Origin of the sequence: Desulfoscipio gibsoniae DSM 7213, from assembly GCF_000233715.2 — a bacterium.
Taxonomy (GTDB): domain Bacteria; phylum Bacillota; class Desulfotomaculia; order Desulfotomaculales; family Desulfallaceae; genus Sporotomaculum; species Sporotomaculum gibsoniae.
On record NC_021184.1, the window covers coordinates 116,385 to 135,213 of the forward strand.

The window sequence follows — 18,829 nt, forward strand, 5'->3', positions numbered from 1 at the left end:
CCTGTATATTAACATGTGTATAAGGAGGTGTGTGGCATGCGCACCAATATTGTAATTGACGACGCTTTAATGCAAAAAGCAATGGAGGTTTCCGGCCTTAAAACTAAAAGAGAAGTGGTGGAAAAGGCTATGCTTGAGTTTGTAGCAAGCCGCACACGTAAGGATTTAAAGGAATTGCGGGGCAAAATAAGATTTGCCGACGACTATAATTACCGGACTCTACGGGGGGGCCGGTAGTGATACTCGTTGACACTCAGTTCTAATCAGCTTTCTCAAAGGCCAAACCGATAACAAAACATTACTTTTTGATGAAGTTTTGGCTCGCGATATACCTTTTGGTATTTCACCCTATATCTTTCAGGAGATTTTGCAGGGGGCAAGAAATGAAAAAGAATACCGGCAGTTGCGCGACTATCTTTCAACACAAACCATTTACTTTTTGCCGGAAGAAAAAGCTACTTATGAAAAAGCAGCACGCTTATATTTTGACCTGCGGCGCAAAGGCATAACGCCGCGTAGCACCATTGACATACTGATTGCGCTCACCGCCATGGAATACAGACTCTTGCTTTTGCACAATGATCGAGATTTTGATTTAATGGCTGAGCAAGTAGATGCTCTTCAAATTCTTAAAATGATATAATTAAGCACGTTAAAAAATGCCCGCTATATTCCACCTAATCCAGAGGACATGATAGAAGAAACCGGCTGTTTACCTACGAAAAGTATTTAAATATTCTGCGTAAAGACACCTGGCGTGAGCACCTGAGAAAAAGGGGTGCTTATTTTATGCCCATTTAGGAAGATGTGGTTTCCCATATGAGAATCAGGAGAGGGACGCTTGTTTTTTACTTGGCTTTTTATTATTATACATATCGAATATAACGGCAGTAAGTTAACCTATATTAATACACAATTTAGGGCAAAGGAAGATTTGTATGCGTGCAGTTATTCAGAGAGTGGCAAAAGCTCAAGTTCTTGTAGACGGACAGGTTGTATCGCGGATATCCAAAGGATTGCTGGTTCTTATCGGTATTGGAATCAATGATACTATCGATACCGCAGATTACCTGGTCAAAAAAATCGTAGATTTAAGGATTTTTGAGGATTCCGCCGGCAAAATGAATTTGTCCATTAAAGATATAAACGGTGAGTTATTGCTAGTTATATAAAATAATTATGGCATATCGCGGCAAAATATTAAAGCGGAGGTTATGTATCTTGAAACTGGTGGTGGGATTAGGTAACCCGGGGTCCAAATACGCGCTGACCAGGCATAATGCCGGTTTTATGGCGGTGGACCGGCTGGCGGAGCGGCTGGATACGCCGGTGGACCGTAATTTTTTACGCTCCCTGGTGGGACAAGGAGTTTGGGCGGGGGAGAAAATTATACTGGCCAAGCCCCAGACATATATGAATCTAAGCGGGCAGGCGGTGGTTGCACTGCTAAACTGGTACAAGCTCGCCCCTGCCGATTTGATAGTTATTTACGATGACCTGGACCTGCCCCCCGGCAGGCTGCGTATTCGGGATCGCGGCAGCGCCGGCGGGCACCGGGGACTGGCTTCAATTATCAACCTGCTGGGGACCGGAGATTTTATCCGGGTGCGCATCGGCATCGGGCGTCCTCCGGTGCCCGGCCCCGAGGTGGCGGATTGGGTGCTGGCCCGTCCTGCTTCGGAGGATATGGAGGCCATTCACCGGGTATTGGAAACCGTGCCCGGGGTGGTGGAGGAGATCGTCCGGGCCGGGGTGGTGTCCGCCATGAATAAGTTTAACGGTAACAAGACAGTATAAGCCTGCCGTCAAAGGTCAATATTATAAGCAGGGGAATTTATTTGTTTGTAGTTGCGGGTTTGTTGTCTGCAGTAATAGCTCGCTATATACTGGGCCTTGTTGGCCGGGCCGATGATGCAGTCATGATTGTGCTGGCGGCACCGGTGGTGGAGGAAGTGTCTAAAACTGGGTTGGCGCTGCTTTGGGGCGCTGATGTCTTCCTGGTACATATAGTATTCGGTGGTACGGAACTTTTTTCGGATTCCCTGGGCGGGCGCGGTATATGGCCCGGCCTTGCGGCATTGGTGCTGCACAGTCTACTGGGTTTTGGGACTGCCTGGCTTTTGATGCATGCCGGGGTAACAGTGGCGTTGGCGCTGGCGATTGTTTTGCACGGGCTGTGGAATTACACGGCGGTCCGGCTGTTATAACTCGTTTAAGCTATTATATATGGCGGTGAAAATTAAAAATGAAAATTTATCACATTTGTGAATGCTGTGACCGGGTGTTTAAAGTTACCGAATCAGCCGGTCGGGCTGCATGCGTTGACAACTTGACTGGTGACAACACCGGGGATATAATGATGAGGGAACCTGAAAATGGAAGCGGTGTGGCTTCAGGCTTATGCGAAGAGTGCCGTGAGGAAATATACGGTTCCGAGGATCATTTTTTTTATTCCCCTAGACTTAATTAATAAGGAAAAAGGCCGGAGCTTTAGCCTGATGGCGCTAAAGCTTTTTTTGTGATGCCTTGTTATGGCTGGTGATCTTAAATGCAAGGTTTGTTGAAATTAATTAAAGATACCACAGAATATGCTGGTCTGGTGAAGGTTTTAGCTGCCAACCGGAGCCAGCAGCAGGTGTTTGGACTAACGGGTGCCCAGCGCAACCTGTTGATCGCGGCGCTGGTTAACGCGGGTTACCCAACTGCACTGGTTGTTACCCCGGGTGAGGTGGAAGCCGGGCAAGTGGCGGATGATTTAACCGCGTTGCTGCCGCAAATGAGAGTGGTGCAATTCCCCGTCAATGAACAGCTACCCTACCAGGTGTTGGCACATGGTATGGAGGTGACGGTTGCCCGTTTGGGGGTGCTGGAAGGTTTATGCCGGTCTGAACCAATGATTATTGTGGCGCCGGTGGAGGCGCTGATGAGCCGGTTAAGCCCGCCGGATGTGTTTGCGGGTGCTGGTTTTGAATTAGTTATTGGTAACCGGCAGGATACTGGTGAACTGGGACAGCGCCTTGTAGCCATGGGCTATGAAAGAGTCGATTTGGTAGAAAGGGCAGGACAATTTAGTATGCGCGGCGGCATTGTGGACGTTTTTCCCATGACATCTGCTGTGCCTGCGAGATTGGAATTCTTTGATGATGAAGTTGATTCCATACGCCTGTTTGATGTGGAGTCACAGCGTTCCGATAAAAAAATCGAACGGCTTGCCGTTTTCCCCGCGAGGGAGATGGTGGCCAGCCAGAAAATATGGGCCATGGGATACAGCGCTGTTCAGGCGGAGTACCGGATTGGACAGCGCAAACTGGCCAAATCCGGTGATCACGCAGCGCTTGGCTTTTTCCAAGAGCACTTTGGACATTTGTTGGATATGCTGAATAACGGTGTTTATTTTATGGGGTTAGAACAATTTATACCGTATTTCTACCCCCGCCCGGTAAGTCTACTGGATTATCTTCCCCGGGGAACACCTGTGTTGATGGATGAGCCGTTAAAGATCAGGGAAGTAGTGCATAGTATTCAGAGGGAGCGAGCCGAGACATACGCCGACCTTCTGACCAGGGGTAAGGTGCTGCCGGGCCAGGTCAAGTGTTACCTGAACTGGGAAGAGTTATATGAAGGCATCACCGCCCGGCGGGCGGTATATTTTTCTTTTATGCCCCGCCAGGCACCGTTTATCCGCCCGCAAAATATAATTAATTTCACTGCTAAATCAATGCATAGTTTCCTGGGCCACACTGATATTCTTGCTGACGAGATAAGGCAATGGCGCCGCAACGCTAATGCTGTGGTGCTTCTGGTAACGGGGCAGGACAGGGGGCGCCACTTGCTGGACGCACTCAGGGATGAAAAGGTAGACGTTTTTTATGTATCATCCCTGGACCGGGAGGTGAAGCCAGGCAATGTGGTGATTAGCCACGGCCAACTTACCGGGGGTTTTGAGCTGGTCAATGCCAGGCTGGTGGTGATCACCGAGGGGGAAATATTCGGACAGCGCAAGCGTAAAAAGCGGGAGCAATTCCGGGAGGCGGGCAACCGGCTGGAGCCCTTTACTGATTTAAAGGCTGGGGACTACGTGGTGCATGTCAACCACGGCATTGGGCGCTACCTGGGTATTGTGCCGCTGGATATCGGGGGTATTCGCAAGGAATATTTATTAATTAAATACGCAGCCGAAGATAAGTTGTATGTGCCCACAGACCAGGTGTCACTGCTGCAAAAATACCTGGGTGCCGAGGCTGACAGTCCGCGGCTTTCTAAACTGGGCGGCGCGGAATGGAACCGGGTGAAGAGCCGGGTTCGGGAAGCGGTGCGGGATATGGCACAGGAGCTATTAGCCCTTTATGCTGCCCGGGAAACAGTACGGGGATATGCCTTTGGGTCGGATACAGTGTGGCAGAAGGAATTTGAAGGTGTCTTTCCCTATGAAGAAACACCCGACCAGCTGCGGGCCGTAAATGATGCCAAGCGGGATATGGAGAGCCCGCGGCCAATGGACCGGCTGCTTTGCGGCGATGTGGGTTATGGCAAAACCGAGGTGGCGCTGCGGGCAGCATTTAAAGCGGTAATGGAAAGCAAGCAGGTGGCTGTGCTGGTGCCAACCACCATACTGGCCCAGCAGCATTATAATACCTTCCGGGAACGTTTTGCAGGTTACCCTGTGACGGTAGAGATGCTCAGCCGTTTCCGAACGCCACGGGAACAGCGCCAGATTGTTCAGGCTCTTAAAGAAGGGCGCATAGACATAGTCATTGGTACTCACCGGCTGGTGCAGGAAGATATTATATTCAAAGACCTGGGTTTATTGGTGGTGGACGAAGAACAGCGCTTTGGAGTGTCACACAAGGAAAAGCTGAAAAAATTGCGCACCAGCGTGGATGTTTTGACCCTGACTGCCACGCCCATTCCCCGCACATTGCATATGTCGCTGGTAGGGGTGCGCGACACCAGTTTGCTGGAGACGCCGCCGGAAAACAGGTTTCCGGTGCAGACCTATGTGTTGGAGGAAGACCCGCTGCTGATCCGGGAGGCCATCCGGCGGGAGCTGGGCCGGGACGGCCAGGTGTTTTATGTGCATAACCGGGTGGCTGACCTGGATAACGTAGCTATGTGGATCAAGGGATTGGTGCCCGAAGCACGCATTATCACCGCCCACGGGCAGATGCGGGAGGAAGAGTTGGAACAAATTATGCTTGACTTTATTGATGGGGACTATGATGTGCTGTTATGTACCACCATCATAGAAAGTGGTTTGGACATTCCTAATGTTAATACGTTAATTATTAGAGAAGCTAATAACTTTGGACTGGCTCAGCTTTATCAGTTGCGCGGCCGGGTAGGCCGTGCCAACCGCCTGGCCTATGCTTACCTTACCTTTCGTAAGGACAGGGTTTTGAACGAGGTGGCCGAAAAAAGATTGGCGGCCATCAGGGAATTCACTGAATTTGGTTCAGGTTACAAAATTGCTATGCGTGACCTGGAAATCAGAGGCGCCGGTAACTTGCTGGGGGCGGAACAGCACGGCCATATTGCTGCAGTGGGCTTTGATTTATACTGCCGGCTGTTGGAGGAGGCGGTGCGGGAGGCCCGGGGACAGCAGGAGGAACAACCGGTGGAAACCGTGGTGGAACTTCCTGTGGAGGCCTATATACCAAACCAATATATTGCAGACGCCAATCAAAAGGTAGAAATGTATCGGCGTATTGCCTCTTTACAACGGGTAAGCACCATTGCCGACCTGGAAGAAGAATTGGTGGACCGTTTTGGCGATTTACCCCGGGAGGTGCAGAACCTGCTAAAGGTATCACGGATCAGGGTTATGGCCGGACATTTAAAGATAAAATCTGTTAACAAACAGCAGGGTTTCTACCGCCTGACTTTTGCTCCAGGACATGCCCTCAACGGAGAAAAGCTGGTAGCGGTGGGAGAGCGTTATCGCAATAAAGTAAAATTTAGTAACGCAGATGGTGACTTTGAGATTCGTTATAAAATACGTGAGGCCGGGCGCTCGCCCGCTGAGCAGCTGGATGAGTTGGAAAGATTTTTGAAAAAGCTGGCTGATTAAGCATTATAAGGATGCCGGCAATAGCCTGCCCAAATAACCGGCTTTGTAGCAGATGGCCCAAATTGTGTTTATAAGGACGCCGGGCCATGCTATTGTCGGGCACGTTCCTTTGCTATATAATTAAGTGTATTGTTGCCGCTCATGTATGCGGCTATTATTAAGGGAGGAGATAAATTTTGCGTAAAAATAGTATTCTTTATATGAGTTTGACGCTTTTACTGGTAGCGCTTGTTCTTGGGGGATGCGGTGGCAGTCAGGTGGTAGCTACGGTGAACGGTGAAGATATAACATCCCAGGAACTGGATGAAGAAGTAACCAAATGGAAGAATAGTCTGGCCCAACAAGGTTTTAACCTGGAAGGTGAGCAGGCAAAAGAAATTGAAGAGGTTGTATTGAATCAGCTGATTGACAGCCGTTTGGCAATGGCCGAAATTAAACGTTTGGACCTGATGCCTACGGATAAAGAAGTGGAAGAAGCGGTTCAAGGAACGAAAGAACAGTTGGGCGGTGAAGCTGAATTTAAGAAATATTTGGCAGCCTACGGAATAAACGAACCCCAACTGAGGGACGATCTTAAACAACAGCTGGCCGTTAATAAACTTGTAGAGCAAATAAGTGCAGAAGTGCCCCAGCCAACCGAGGCCGAGATAAAAGAATACTTTGACCAAAACGGTGCTCAGTATAATGACCCGGAACAGCGGCAGGTTAGTCATATTTTAATAGGCGTAGGCGATTATTCCAACGGTAAGGATCGTTCAGAAATGGATGCCAAGGTGCTGGCGCTGCAGGTAGTGGACAAGGTGGCCTCGGGTGCCGACTTTGGCGAATTAGCCAAACAGTACAGTGATGACATGGGCAGCAAAGATAACGGTGGTCAGTACCCGCCCTTTAGCAAGGGCAGCGGTTTTGCTGAAGAATTTGAAAGCGCTGCTTTTAATCTGAAGGAGAACGGCCAGTATACTAAAGAGCCTGTCAAAACGACGTTTGGTTATCATATTATTCGGCTGGACAAAATTATTCCCGCTAAAACACATACACTGGACGAAGTTAAGGACCAAATAGCTGCTAGTTTACACGATGAGAAAATTAACAAGAAAGCAAGCGAATATATGCAAGAGCTGCGTGATAAAGCAAAAATAGTAAACAATTTAGCCAAGGAGTCAGCTGCTCCGGCAAAGGAAAATCAATCGACAAAAGAATAGACATTTCTTGGTAAGGTGAAAATAAATTTGCTTTGTATTGGAAAAAAATGAATAAATGCCCCCCTTCGGTTATATACTATCATAGAAAGTTTTATCGTGATTATCCACTGGTAAAGGAGGGAAGGGCGACCCATGAAGGCAACGGGTATAGTGCGTCGCATAGATGATCTCGGTAGGGTGGTTATCCCAAAAGAAATAAGACGGACACTTAGAATCCGCGAAGGCGATCCGTTGGAGATTTTTGTTGATCGGGAAGGCGAGGTAATACTAAAAAAATATTCGCCAATCGGTGAGCTGGGTGATTTTGCTAAAGAATATGCGGATTCGCTGCATGAAGCGCTGGGACACATATCCTTAATTGCTGACCGGGATGCCATTATAGCTGTTTCCGGAGCACCTAAAAAGGAATTTTTAAATAAACCGATAAGCAATGCCATAGAAAAGGTTATGGAAGAACGTAAGGCTGTGGTTATTAATAACCCGGGAATTGATCCGCATTATGTGGATTGTATGATTATTGAGGACGGTGAATGCAAGTATACGGCGGAGGTTGTTGCGCCGATTATTTCTGAGGGAGATCCCATTGGTGCTGTAATTCTTGCCTCTCGTGAACCAAACGTGAACATGGGAGAACTGGAATTAAAACTGGCCGAAACAGCGGCGGGTTTTCTAGCCAAGCAAATGGAACAATAACGACCCTAAAGGGTCGTTTTTTTTTGTCCCGGGCGTGATTAACCGGGGAATATCCTCCGGGGTGATTTTTTATTTTGCTAAAAGGATTTTCAGTTAAGTGTCGCGTAATTGGTAAGAATAACAGTAAGGTTATCACTATTCAGGGGGTTTTTAATATTGACAACTAAGGTAATTGTGGTGGGACTTGGACCCGGCAGCCAGGACGCTCTGCCTGCGGTAAACCTGGAGGTATTAAAGTGTGCCCGGCGTCTTTTTTTGCGCACCGGGGTGCACCCCGTAGTCGATTGGCTTAAAGAACAAGGTATCGCCTTTGATACCTTTGATAAGTACTACGAGCAGGCGGATAGCTTTGACGATGTCTACCGGCGTATTGCAGAAGATGTGCTGGCTGCCGCCGGGCAGGGGACTGTGGTATACGCCGTGCCCGGCCACCCGCTGGTGGCCGAAACAGCTGTGGATATGATTATGCGTAAGGCCGAGCAGAGGGGGATATCTACAGAAGTATTACCGGCCATGAGTTTTTTGGATGAGCTATATGCAGTATTAAAAGTAGATCCGGTGCAAGGGATACAGATTATTGATGGGCTTAAATTGGACGGCTGTTTGCTGAACCCGGCGTTGGGGGTGGTGATGGTTCAGGTTTATAGCCGACTGGTAGCTTCTGATGTTAAACTATCCTTGCTGGAAATGTACCCTGCGGAGCACTTGGTGGCTATTGTCCGTGCGGCTGGTGTGCCGGGTGAACAAAGGGTTGAATATGTGCCGCTGTTTGAAATGGACCGGCTTGATTGGCTGGATCATCTCACTAGTATATATATACCGCCGATTAGCCGGGCAGCTGACAGTATGAAAGCTGACTTTCCGCTGGACCCGCTGGTGGACATTATGGGCCGGTTGCGGGGTGAGGGGGGGTGTCCGTGGGACCGGGAACAGGATCACCATACTCTGACACCCTATTTGCTTGAGGAAACTTACGAAGTGCTGGAGGCCATCCAGCAGGAAAATATGTATAATATTTGTGAAGAATTGGGAGACTTATTACTACAGATAGTGTTCCATGCTCAAATAGCTCGGGAAAACGGTTTATTTGACATTAATGATGTGGTGCGCGGCATTTGCCAAAAGATGATCCACCGTCACCCACATGTTTTTGGTAATATACAGGTTAACAATAGCGACGAAGTGCTGGCTAATTGGGAAATCATTAAGCAAGGTGAAAAGGATGGTGGTGCGAAAAAGAAGGAGTCGGTATTGGATGGGGTACCCCGTGGCTTACCAGCCATGCCACGCTCTTATAAAATACAGGCCAAGGCGGCCCGGGTGGGTTTTGACTGGCCCGATTATCGGGGGGCGCTGGATAAAGTTGATGAGGAACTGGTCGAGTGGAAGGAAGCACTGGCAAGTGGACAACGGGATAGGATTGAACTGGAGACCGGTGATATGCTATTTGCCGTAGTCAATACAGCCAGATTAACGGGCATTGACCCCGAGGTGGCTCTAACGGCCACAATTAATAAATTTATATGTAGATTTAAGTGGATGGAAAAAGAAGCCGCCGTTCAGGGATTGAATCTTGCCGACATGACTCTGGCCGAGATGGATGAGTTGTGGGAAAAAGCCAAGAATAAAGAAATATGAAGGAAAAAAATGTAGTAAAAATTAACTCCAAAGAAGGAACCTAAGGATAAATAGCGAATACGAATAGCTTAGTGACTAATTTCGTTTTTATCAGTTTAATTTCTTGAGGGGGGTATATATGAATAAGGCAGAGCTGATTGCCAGTGTAGCCGAGAAGTCCGAATTAACCAAAAAAGATGCTGAAAAGGCTGTGGGTGCGGTGCTGGCAAGTATTGAGGAAGCATTGGCCAGTGGCGATAAAGTTCAACTGGTTGGCTTCGGTACTTTTGAAATCAGGGAAAGGGCCGCCCGCAAGGGACGCAACCCGCAAACAGGCGAGGAAATTAATATCGCTGCTGCCCGTGTTCCGGTATTCAAAGCCGGGAAAGCTTTGCGCGAAACTGTTTCATAAACACTAAAATATGATTTAGAACTGAGTTGTTTTATATTGAGATTGGATAAGTTTTTAAAGGTTTCCCGGATAATTAAGAGGCGCACGTTAGCCAAAGAGGCCTGTGACCGGCAGCAGGTAAAAGTCAATGGCCGGGTGGCTAAAGCGGGAGCGGATGTGCAGCCGGAAGATGTAGTTGAAATTTCATTCGGGCAGCGACGTTTAAAAATTAAGATCATTACTGTGCGGGAAACTGTACCCGCTAAGCAGGCTGCTGATTTATATGTGATCTTAGAAGATTTGCATATGGGTAATGACTAATTACCAATCAAAATAAAGGTCCTAAGGGGCCTTTTTTTTATTTTTGTTAGATTTGGCAAACTGGAACTGGATCTGGGGTAAACTGGCTTTTCGGGCTTTGGTGCCAGGTGTTGAAAGGTTGAAAATCTTTGATTTTCAACCTTTCAACACCTGGCACCAATCAAATGGCACCAATCAAATGCCTGTTTTTTATTCTAAGGTAGTGAAAAATGTATTATCAATGAGCATTGAGGTGTTATTTATATTATAAACCCCGTTACCAGCCAAAATGGTGTTTGCATAGCTATGGTAGTATTTACAATAAATGTAAATCAAATTGAGGGGTGTTCAAATGTTTTGGATGGATCTGATACAGGTTAAGTTGAAAAGTTTTAGGGGAGTAATGCCCCGTCGCGGGGTTATCTGGTATAAACTAAGGCAGTCGGGTTGGCTGCTTTGCCGGGATGGTAATTTGCGGGCTATTTGGGGTGGGCTATGGGAACCGGTATTGTCGATAGCAGGTCATGCAGGATTGCGAGAGCTGTCTTTTGCCGGTGGGGTAAGGCCGAATGGCGCGGCCAGGTTGACAGGGGTGCTGCATTACTTTACCAGGGGGCCCAATAAGCAATCATAAAAGGCGCATATTTTAATATCATCCCGCAAAAGATAAGAAAAAATTTCGGGAGGGATGGTATTTGCGCGCAATTAAAATAGCACTGGTTGCTCTTGTTTCAGCCGGGTTGATATGGGGTTGCACTAATCAACCACAGCGAAAGCCGGTGGAACCAGTTCCGGGAGCTCCCAATCAGGAACCCACCATTAGCCTTTACATCAATGAGCAAGGCATAAAAAAGAATATTAAATTGGAAGAATATCTGGCCGGGGTGGTGGCAGCCGAGATGGAGCCTACTTGGCCGGAAAAAGCCCTGGCTGCCCAGGCGATACTGGCCCGCACCTTCACCATGGAAAATATTAAGGCGGGGCGAGTTAAGGAACTGCATGGAACGGACGCGTCTACCGACATCGAGGAGTTTCAGGCTTATGATCCCTCACGAATAAATGATAAAGTGCGCCAGGCTGTAGCTTCTACAAGGGGACAGGTAATTACCTATCGCGGCGATTATGTAAAGGGTTGGTTCTCGGCATGTGATGGAGGCATTTCCGCCACGGCACAAGAGGGGCTGGCCTATACTAAGGAGCCCACACCATATATCAAGTCCGGAGCGCGGGATGGCTGCCTGGAAATTACAGTGCCCGAGAATCAATACTGGCGTGTGGAATTACCTTTGCAACAAGTGCGGGCAGCGGTGCAGAAAATTAACGGAACAGATCCGGGAAACATAACTACCGTGGACATTGTGGAAAGGGGGCCTTCGGGAAGAGCGACCAGGATACAAGTTGGATCTGCTACGGTGGGAGCCCCGGATTTGAGACTGGCCTTAGGCAGCGATAAAGTTCGATCAACGTTGATTTCCAGTGCCCGGGTGCAGGGCAATAATTTAGTGCTGGAAGGCAAGGGGTACGGGCACGGTGTGGGACTGTGCCAGTGGGGAGCGAATAAATTGGCCTCGGAAGGTAAAACTCCCCAGGAAATCATTAAATTTTATTACCGTGATGTTGACATCCAAAAGCTTTGGGATTAAAGGAGTGATCCAATGGATCGCTTCTTTTTTTGCATAATTATGGATTAACGGCATAGATATAAAACAAGGGTTTACCGTGCCTACGGAGGTGAAAAACAATATGGATATTAAATCGGATTTTATAAACCGGATTGTCCTAACCGATCGTAAAAATTTAGTATTGGATGGTGTGGAGCAGGTAGGGAATTTCAATGAAAAAGAAATCAGCCTGGTCACCAATATGGGTTTTCTCACCTTGCGTGGTGAAGGGCTGCATATTACCCAGTTAAATTTAGAAAATGGAAATTTGGTGGTGCAAGGGCGCATTTGCGCCTTAGAATATATAGAAAATAAAACCGCCGGGGGGTTCCGGGGCAAGGGCATGCTAAACAGGATATTCAAGTAAAAGGACCCGTGTTGACAGTCCGGGCATGGAGGTAATTATCTTGGCGGAGCCGGTAACCAGTCAGTTCATGGTTTTTTTATACACCATTTTGACCGGGGCACTGGCGGGATTTTTATATGATGTTTATGCCGGTATCGGTCATGTTATAAGATTGAATAAATTGGGCACATTGCTGGGTGATTTTTTATACTGGTTTGGCGCAACTATATTGGTTTATGCTTTATTATTGCGGTATAATCAAGGCGAAGTGCGTCTTTTTGTGCTTATGGGTTTGGGTATAGGTGCGGTGTTCTATTTCCGCTTAAGCAGGCACCGGATGAGGAAGTTGGTAATAAAAACCATAGAATGGTTGATTAAATTAATTAATTGGTTGGTAATAATTCTACTGTTTCCCATTCGCATATTATATATTATTTTAACTTTTCCCTTTAAAGTTTTCAGTTTAGCGTTTGGTAAAATACGTTGCATAGCCATTAATATCCTGAAGCGCCTGGTACCTGCGCCCATCAAGTCTTTATATCACCGGTGGGGAAAATGGTATTCCAGGGTTATTAATAAACTAAAGCGGCATAAGTAAGGCAGCGGAAAGAATTTCACCGGTTAATATGTCATGACTTATATCATATCATTTTGACGACTTCATTTATCTGTTATATGTATTAATTGAAAAAAGTTTAATAAAGTTAAAGCCTGACCCTCAATTGAGGGTCTTTTTAAATAGCTCGATTACCCGAAAGCGATATTTAATGTTGGGTTCTCTACTTTTTGAGGTTTTATTTTCAGGCATCTTTTCGATATTTTCTTCTTGTGCAGCGGACGCAGTTGGTAATATTACGGGCGGGGCCGCCTGCTGTAGATTTACAAAGCACAGTGGAGGGTAAAGCACACACCACCAGTTGGCACCCTCCCCAGAGCCTATAATTACCCTCACCGCTTCGTATCGTCCCGGGGGTAAAGTTAAAGACGCTATTTGTTTATTTTCCTGGACAGTGTATTTTTTTGCCGGGAAATAATAATCTCCCCTTACCACCCGCACCGGGTAATCAAACCCCCGGCGCTGTATTTCCTCCTCGGCTATACTCCGAATGGTTTCTATATTGGCGTCGGCAATTTGCCTGGCTTCATTGATGTCGGTGGCCTGGCTGAAAGCAGGTGTCATTTCACAGACGATACGGTCTTTTACCTGGTATTTAAGTGTTTGATCGTAAAAGGTATTGCTGTTGGCTATAATGTGCAGCCTGATCAAGTTTGCCGGTTTGGCGCGGTTTTGCTCATAAATATAATAGCCCCCGGCGCTTGCTAATAGTAAAAAGATGATTATAGGAATGCTGATTTTTTTATGCACGCGATCACCTGCTTTGTTAATTGATTAATAATATTGTTTCCAAATTTTTATAGTATAAACGCTTATTAATTAAGAAAAAAATGTTAACAATATATATAGATAAAGGAGGAGGAATAAATAAATGATTGGTACCACAACATTAGCGGATTACTTGGTTAAAGCAGGTGACCGGTTGCCCGAAGAGGCGGACCGGGTGCTTGAGGCTCTGGTTAACGAAGGTAACATGAATAAAGAAGATTTATCATTGCTTTCCCGCGTTAAAAGAGCTGTACTTGATCATGTAATTATGCAGTTATATGCCCTGGGGTTGGTGGATGTATCTACGGAAGGTAAAAGTAAAATTTGCAGTCTTACCAAATTAGGTGAGGAATATGTCAGCTTGCTGGCGGAAAGAAAAGTCGGTTAAACATACCGGCTTTTTTTATGCACTCCGCTGGTGCCGGGTGTTGAAAGGTTGAAAATCTTTGATTTTCAACCTTTCAACACCCGGCACCTATCAAGGCGACAAAAGCTTTGAGGGGCGGAGCCTATACGGAAATAAGTGAGCAGCACAGAAGCCTAGCTAACGTAGAAATCGAAGTGGATTCGTGCGGACTTTTCGAACAGACTCTTAAAAAAAATTCCGGTAGGCAGGAAATTACAGCCGGGTATAGAATGTTTTGTTTGTTGACGAGGAGGGCGAAAATCATGTCCATAAGTGATGCTTCCCGGAGGGAGCCGAACCAGGATACTAAACGCCGCAGAAATTTCAACTTCTCCCGCAGTAAATTGCCGGTGATTATTATTGTTTTGTTGATGCTATACATATCCTTTTCCCTGGGGTCACGCTTTGACCAACTATATGCCATGCAACGCAATCTTGAAGATATGCAGACAGAAATTAAAGATTTACGGGATAAAAATGCTGGATTATATGAACAACTGGAAAGGCTGCAGTCTGATGATTATATTGAACAGGTGGCCAGGGAAAAGTTGGGTTTGGTAAAGCCTGGAGAGGCCAGAATAGTAACTGTCCCGCCCGGATCGGAAGAAGCTCAGCAAACGCCGCCGGATTCTGAAATAAAGGATTAATTGATGCTTGACATGCCTTGTGGCTTTGATATAATTAATCAAGCCATTCGGTAATGGGAGGATATATTTGCGGTTATGCCAGTGCAAGCAGGAAAAATTGTTGAAGGGAAAGTAACCGGTATTACAAATTTTGGCGCCTTTGTTGAGTTGCCGGATGGGGAAGTCGGTTTGGTACATATTTCGGAAATAGCCGAAGAATATGTCAAGGACATCAACGATTTCCTGAAAATAAATGACCTGGTTAAAGTTAAGGTTATTTCCGTAGACCCCAAGGGCAAAATAGGGTTATCCATAAAGCAAACGGTGGAGACAGCCAGACGCCGACCGGCACCTCGTAAAAAGTTTGAGGTTTCATTTGAAGAAAAGTTAAACCGTTTTCTAAAGGACAGCGAGGAAAGACAGCAGGGCCTGCGTCGCAATGCAGATGCCAAGCGTGGTGGTCGCGGTAATCGGAGATCATAGTCGGGTAATATAGGTAATATCATCATATTTTTAAAAAAGCATTTCCTGATGGAGGTGCTTTTTTTATCGCACCCTCAATATAATGCAGATAGTGTAAATTGCATCGGTAGGTGGTTATTGATGAAGATTGCGGCAATCGATGTGGGCACAAACTCCACCCGGTTAATGGTGGCAGAAGTATCATCGGAGGGTGAAGTGCGTCCTGTGATAACGGATTTAAAAACCACCCGTCTCGGGCAGGGTATCCAGGGCGGGCGGCTGGTGCAGGCTGCGATGGATAGGACTCTGGTCGTAATTACAAAGTTCATGCGGCAGGCCGAGCGGGCCAGGGTTGAAAAAATCGTACTGGCGGCCACCAGTGCAGTACGGGATGCCGTTAATCGGGAGGACTTTTCTTCTGCGGTGCGTTCCGCCACCGGGCGGGAGTTGTGGGTGTTATCCGGTCCCATGGAGGCCCGGCTGAGCTACCTTGGAGTGACGAATGCTTTGGGTGATGTGCGGGATGCCCTGGTAATTGACATTGGGGGCGGCAGCACGGAATTTATCTGGCGCTGTGCCGGTGAAACCAGGTTTATCAGTGTAAACGCCGGTGCCGTACGGATGACCGAGGGCGGTTATGGTAGCGGGCAAATCCAAAACGCTATTGGTGACACGCTGCACTTTATCGGGTTGGACAGCCCGGGCGAGGTGATCGGGGTGGGTGGAACGGTAACTACCCTGGCAGCTATGGCCCAGGGTATGCTCCGGTACGACCCTGAAAAAATACATGGCTATCGCTTGACTGCTGCTGCTGTTGATAATTTGTACCGGTTACTATGTAGCCTTCCCATTAATAAGAGAAAGCAATTGCCGGGTTTGCAGCCTCAGCGGGCCGACATTATTCCTGCCGGCGCTCGTATATTGAGTACTATTTTGCATGGCTTGGCCCTGGAGAGTGTGTTGGTGAGTGAGGCCGATATACTCAACGGATTAATACTAGAGGCTTATATTGAAACGCAAAAAATGTCACAATAAAAATGGAATAAAATAACAAAATGTTACTTTTGTATCCACTTATTTGTAATATAATGGATTTAACATTATGGCGCAAAGGGGTGGATTTGTTGTTTGAAAAGGCCGAAATATACTCGCGTCAGCGAAGTAAAGAGGGGCAATACAAATATGATGATTATACCGCCGGGTGCTGCAAGAGCCGCCGGCTGCATTTTTTTACCGGGTTACGGTTAAGGGATGGGGTGGGGCTGGTTGCCTTGCTCGCGGCTGGTTTTTTACTGGGCCGGGCTTTTTTATTGGGTGAACTGTTGCCCTTTGGTGTAGCGTTGGTGGCGGCCGGTTTTGTTTATCATCGTGAATCTGCTCTGGCGGCGCTTATCGGAGCAGCGCTGGGGTTATGCACTGTGGTTTCGGGTTGGGAACTGGCTGCTCGTATGGTTGCGCTGGTGGCGGTGGGTGTCGCTGCCTTAGCCGTGCCGTTGCACTCCGCGCTGCTTCGCATCTGGCTGGGCGGGGCGGTTTTGGCTGTGCTGGTGGTCACAGGTACGGGATATGTGGCGGTTACAGGGCCTAATACATACGATTATGTCAGGGTGCTTTTTGAAGCTATATTTGGTGCCTTGCTGGCAGTTGCTTATGGAGCGGCCTTTGGGGGATTGCGGCGGTACGCCACGGGTCAACAGGTTAACGGGGAGCAGGTCTTTTGTTTTATTGTTTTATTGCTCAGTATAGTGGCAGCCGCCGGGCAGGTGCGGTGGGGCATGCTTACCCCGGGTGGTATATTGGCTGCTTTTATTGTACTTGTAGCAGGATATATCGGTGGTGCCGGCCTGGGGGCCGCTGCCGGTGCCGTTATAGGGGTGGTGCCAGGTCTTGTATTTACTGTTTCGCCGGCGGCACTGGGGGCATTTGCATTTGCGGGTTTTTTAGGTGGTTTGTGCCGGGGTATGAAGCGGATAGGGGTTGTATCCGGTTTTTTATTGGGAGGCACACTACTTACCGTTTATTTGGGTAGTGGTCGAGATATAGCCGGTTTAATGGTGGAAACAGCGCTGGCCGGGCTGGTCTTTTTAATATTGCCTAAAACAGTGTTTACAGCTATACAAAAAAATATGCCGGTGGCTGGCCCCTGGCTGGCCACAGCCCAGTTGGCAGAAGGTGAACAGAACAGCATTAAAGGACGGTTAAAGCGATGGCAGACGGTATTTGAAGAAGTTTCCCGCACCTATGATCAGGTGAGCGGTGCACTGGATCCCCAGGGGAAAGACACTGGATGGCAGTCCTCGATTAAGGAAATTAAAAACATGGTCTGTAATGATTGTGTATTGATTAAAGTATGCTGGGAAAGGGAATTTCAGCGTACCCTTAAGCATGTTGAAAGTTGTTTTGCTGTTGCCCAAGGCAATGGGCGGGTAACAGTGGAGGATTTGGATAAGTCACTGAGTCAGCGTTGTGCAAGACCCCGGGAATTGATCATGGGTATTAACTGCTGCTATCAATTGTGGCGCATGCAGCAATTCTTGGGGCAGAGACTGTGGGAGAGCCGGGAACTGGTATCTGTGCAACTGCGCGGTATGCGCGGGGTAATTGAAAATTTAGCCCGGGAGTTGGAGGCGGGAAGCGACACGTGGTGGCGACGTGCGGAATATTTTAAACAAAGTTTAAAACAGTCTGGTATACCAGTTGCATCCCTGGTGTTGTATCCTTCTGTGCGGGGGTACGAGGTGGAGGTGGCTATGCCGGCTTGCACCGGTAAAAGAAAATGTATTTATGATGTGGCCCCTTTGTTAAGTCAATTGACAGGGGAAAATCTGGTTACCTCCCATACGGATTGTGTTATTTGGGAAGACAAGGACTTCTGCACTTTCAGGTTGTATCCGGATTTAAACTATCAATTGGGGCTTGGCCTTGCTCGGTGTCCCGGTAAAGGGAATGATATATCAGGCGATAGCTGTACAGTAATGCATCTTAGCGATGGGAGGCTGTCTATTTTAATTAGCGATGGCATGGGCTCCGGAGTGACGGCGAGATCGGAAAGTGAAACAACGTTATCGTTATTGCAAAAGTTGTTAAAAGTGGGTTATAGCAGGGACCTGGCTATTCGTATGGTCAACTCGGTTATGATGCGTCACTGTCCCGATGAGGATAACTTCGCTACAGTGGATATGTGTGTAGCAGACCTGTATGGCGGAAAGTTGGAAATGGTAAAAATCGGTGCGCCACCCAGCTTTTTAGTGCGCCAGAACCATGTCCAGGTTATCCAGGCCAGCTCATTGCCGGTGGGTATTGTAGATGATATAAATATTTTTTCTCAACACAGTGAAATGGATAATGGTAATATGCTGGTTATGGTGACAGACGGAGTTACAGACGCTTATCCAGGGAACGCGGAAAATGAAGAGTGGATAACCTCCGTACTCAGGGAAATCGTTGATTTGCCGCCCCAAGAAGTGGCCGAGCTGATTCTGCGCCTGGCTATAAGCGGTGCCGGCGAGGGACGGCAGGTGGCGGATGATATGACCGTGTTGGTGGCTCGGTTAAAAAATTCGTGTATTGATAATTAAAAACAGCAGGGTGTGTGAGCTAATTTAGATCGCACGGATCACTGTGACTTACTACCTCTGTCAGCGTGCAATGGAGGGTACGACCCGGCACGCTTT

Annotated in this window: 22 protein-coding genes; 21 read left to right on the top strand and 1 reads right to left on the bottom strand. The window is 47.5% G+C overall.

The features are described 5' to 3' along the window. Positions 1 to 36: 36 nt before the first annotated feature. The 16 genes from DESGI_RS00650 (at position 37) to yabQ (ending at position 12,875) form a co-directional block, all read left to right on the top strand. Positions 37 to 237 (top strand): type II toxin-antitoxin system VapB family antitoxin, encoded by a 201-nt coding sequence (locus tag DESGI_RS00650; RefSeq protein ID WP_006523211.1) that lies wholly within the window; start codon positions 37 to 39, stop codon positions 235 to 237. Between the two features lie 25 nt (positions 238 to 262). Then, on the top strand, positions 263 to 643 hold the full coding sequence (gene vapC / locus DESGI_RS00655; protein WP_052543911.1) for a type II toxin-antitoxin system VapC family toxin: 381 nt from the start codon (positions 263 to 265) through the stop codon (positions 641 to 643). Positions 644 to 938: 295 nt separating this feature from the next. Beyond that, positions 939 to 1,172, top strand: coding sequence for a D-aminoacyl-tRNA deacylase (locus tag DESGI_RS00660; protein WP_006523213.1), 234 nt, complete (start codon positions 939 to 941; stop codon positions 1,170 to 1,172). A 49-nt stretch (positions 1,173 to 1,221) separates the two neighbouring features. Continuing rightward, complete coding sequence (gene pth / locus DESGI_RS00665) at positions 1,222 to 1,797, top strand: aminoacyl-tRNA hydrolase (RefSeq protein WP_006523214.1); 576 nt, start codon at positions 1,222 to 1,224, stop codon at positions 1,795 to 1,797. A gap of 41 nt (positions 1,798 to 1,838) precedes the next feature. After that, positions 1,839 to 2,207 (top strand): hypothetical protein, encoded by a 369-nt coding sequence (locus DESGI_RS00670; RefSeq protein ID WP_006523215.1) that lies wholly within the window; start codon positions 1,839 to 1,841, stop codon positions 2,205 to 2,207. A 38-nt stretch (positions 2,208 to 2,245) separates the two neighbouring features. After that, positions 2,246 to 2,470 (top strand): hypothetical protein, encoded by a 225-nt coding sequence (locus DESGI_RS00675; protein ID WP_006523216.1) that lies wholly within the window; start codon positions 2,246 to 2,248, stop codon positions 2,468 to 2,470. Positions 2,471 to 2,548: 78 nt separating this feature from the next. Further along, positions 2,549 to 6,067 (top strand): transcription-repair coupling factor, encoded by a 3,519-nt coding sequence (gene mfd / locus DESGI_RS00680; RefSeq protein WP_006523217.1) that lies wholly within the window; start codon positions 2,549 to 2,551, stop codon positions 6,065 to 6,067. A gap of 176 nt (positions 6,068 to 6,243) precedes the next feature. Then, on the top strand, positions 6,244 to 7,269 hold the full coding sequence (locus tag DESGI_RS00685; RefSeq protein WP_006523218.1) for a peptidylprolyl isomerase: 1,026 nt from the start codon (positions 6,244 to 6,246) through the stop codon (positions 7,267 to 7,269). A 132-nt stretch (positions 7,270 to 7,401) separates the two neighbouring features. Next, a complete protein-coding gene (gene spoVT / locus DESGI_RS00690) occupies positions 7,402 to 7,962 on the top strand; it encodes a stage V sporulation protein T (RefSeq protein WP_006523219.1) in 561 nt (186 codons plus the stop codon). Positions 7,963 to 8,118: 156 nt separating this feature from the next. After that, complete coding sequence (gene yabN, locus DESGI_RS00695) at positions 8,119 to 9,600, top strand: bifunctional methyltransferase/pyrophosphohydrolase YabN (RefSeq protein ID WP_006523220.1); 1,482 nt, start codon at positions 8,119 to 8,121, stop codon at positions 9,598 to 9,600. 118 nt (positions 9,601 to 9,718) lie between these two features. Next, complete coding sequence (locus DESGI_RS00700) at positions 9,719 to 9,991, top strand: HU family DNA-binding protein (RefSeq protein ID WP_006523221.1); 273 nt, start codon at positions 9,719 to 9,721, stop codon at positions 9,989 to 9,991. Between the two features lie 36 nt (positions 9,992 to 10,027). Further along, entirely contained in the window at positions 10,028 to 10,291 is a 264-nt protein-coding gene (locus tag DESGI_RS00705; RefSeq protein ID WP_006523223.1) for an RNA-binding S4 domain-containing protein, read from the top strand. Positions 10,292 to 10,622: 331 nt separating this feature from the next. Then, on the top strand, positions 10,623 to 10,904 hold the full coding sequence (locus DESGI_RS00715; protein ID WP_006523224.1) for a hypothetical protein: 282 nt from the start codon (positions 10,623 to 10,625) through the stop codon (positions 10,902 to 10,904). 61 nt (positions 10,905 to 10,965) lie between these two features. Further along, on the top strand, positions 10,966 to 11,913 hold the full coding sequence (locus DESGI_RS00720; RefSeq protein ID WP_006523225.1) for a SpoIID/LytB domain-containing protein: 948 nt from the start codon (positions 10,966 to 10,968) through the stop codon (positions 11,911 to 11,913). Positions 11,914 to 12,013: 100 nt separating this feature from the next. Then, positions 12,014 to 12,298, top strand: coding sequence for a sporulation protein YabP (gene yabP, locus DESGI_RS00725; RefSeq protein ID WP_006523226.1), 285 nt, complete (start codon positions 12,014 to 12,016; stop codon positions 12,296 to 12,298). A gap of 40 nt (positions 12,299 to 12,338) precedes the next feature. Further along, the gene (yabQ, locus tag DESGI_RS00730; protein WP_006523227.1) at positions 12,339 to 12,875 is read left to right on the top strand and encodes a spore cortex biosynthesis protein YabQ; all 537 of its coding nucleotides are present in this window, start codon (positions 12,339 to 12,341) and stop codon (positions 12,873 to 12,875) included. Positions 12,876 to 12,995: 120 nt separating this feature from the next. On the opposite strand, the gene DESGI_RS00735 is transcribed toward yabQ, so the two are convergent. Further along, positions 12,996 to 13,643 (bottom strand): stage II sporulation protein R, encoded by a 648-nt coding sequence (locus tag DESGI_RS00735; protein ID WP_006523228.1) that lies wholly within the window; start codon positions 13,641 to 13,643, stop codon positions 12,996 to 12,998. A gap of 121 nt (positions 13,644 to 13,764) precedes the next feature. Here DESGI_RS00735 and DESGI_RS00740 point away from each other — a divergent pair, with 121 nt between their 5' ends. From DESGI_RS00740 to spoIIE, 5 genes are all read left to right on the top strand, one after another. Continuing rightward, on the top strand, positions 13,765 to 14,049 hold the full coding sequence (locus tag DESGI_RS00740) for a transcriptional regulator (protein ID WP_006523229.1): 285 nt from the start codon (positions 13,765 to 13,767) through the stop codon (positions 14,047 to 14,049). A gap of 281 nt (positions 14,050 to 14,330) precedes the next feature. Continuing rightward, positions 14,331 to 14,714 (top strand): FtsB family cell division protein, encoded by a 384-nt coding sequence (locus DESGI_RS00745; RefSeq protein ID WP_006523230.1) that lies wholly within the window; start codon positions 14,331 to 14,333, stop codon positions 14,712 to 14,714. Positions 14,715 to 14,789: 75 nt separating this feature from the next. Continuing rightward, positions 14,790 to 15,176 carry a S1 RNA-binding domain-containing protein gene (locus DESGI_RS00750; RefSeq protein ID WP_006523231.1) on the top strand — a complete coding sequence of 129 codons (387 nt, stop codon included), beginning with the start codon at positions 14,790 to 14,792 and terminating at the stop codon, positions 15,174 to 15,176. Positions 15,177 to 15,296: 120 nt separating this feature from the next. Then, a complete protein-coding gene (locus DESGI_RS00755) occupies positions 15,297 to 16,190 on the top strand; it encodes a Ppx/GppA phosphatase family protein (protein WP_006523232.1) in 894 nt (297 codons plus the stop codon). 89 nt (positions 16,191 to 16,279) lie between these two features. Continuing rightward, positions 16,280 to 18,733 (top strand): stage II sporulation protein E, encoded by a 2,454-nt coding sequence (gene spoIIE / locus DESGI_RS00760; protein ID WP_052543912.1) that lies wholly within the window; start codon positions 16,280 to 16,282, stop codon positions 18,731 to 18,733. Positions 18,734 to 18,829: the final 96 nt, after the last annotated feature.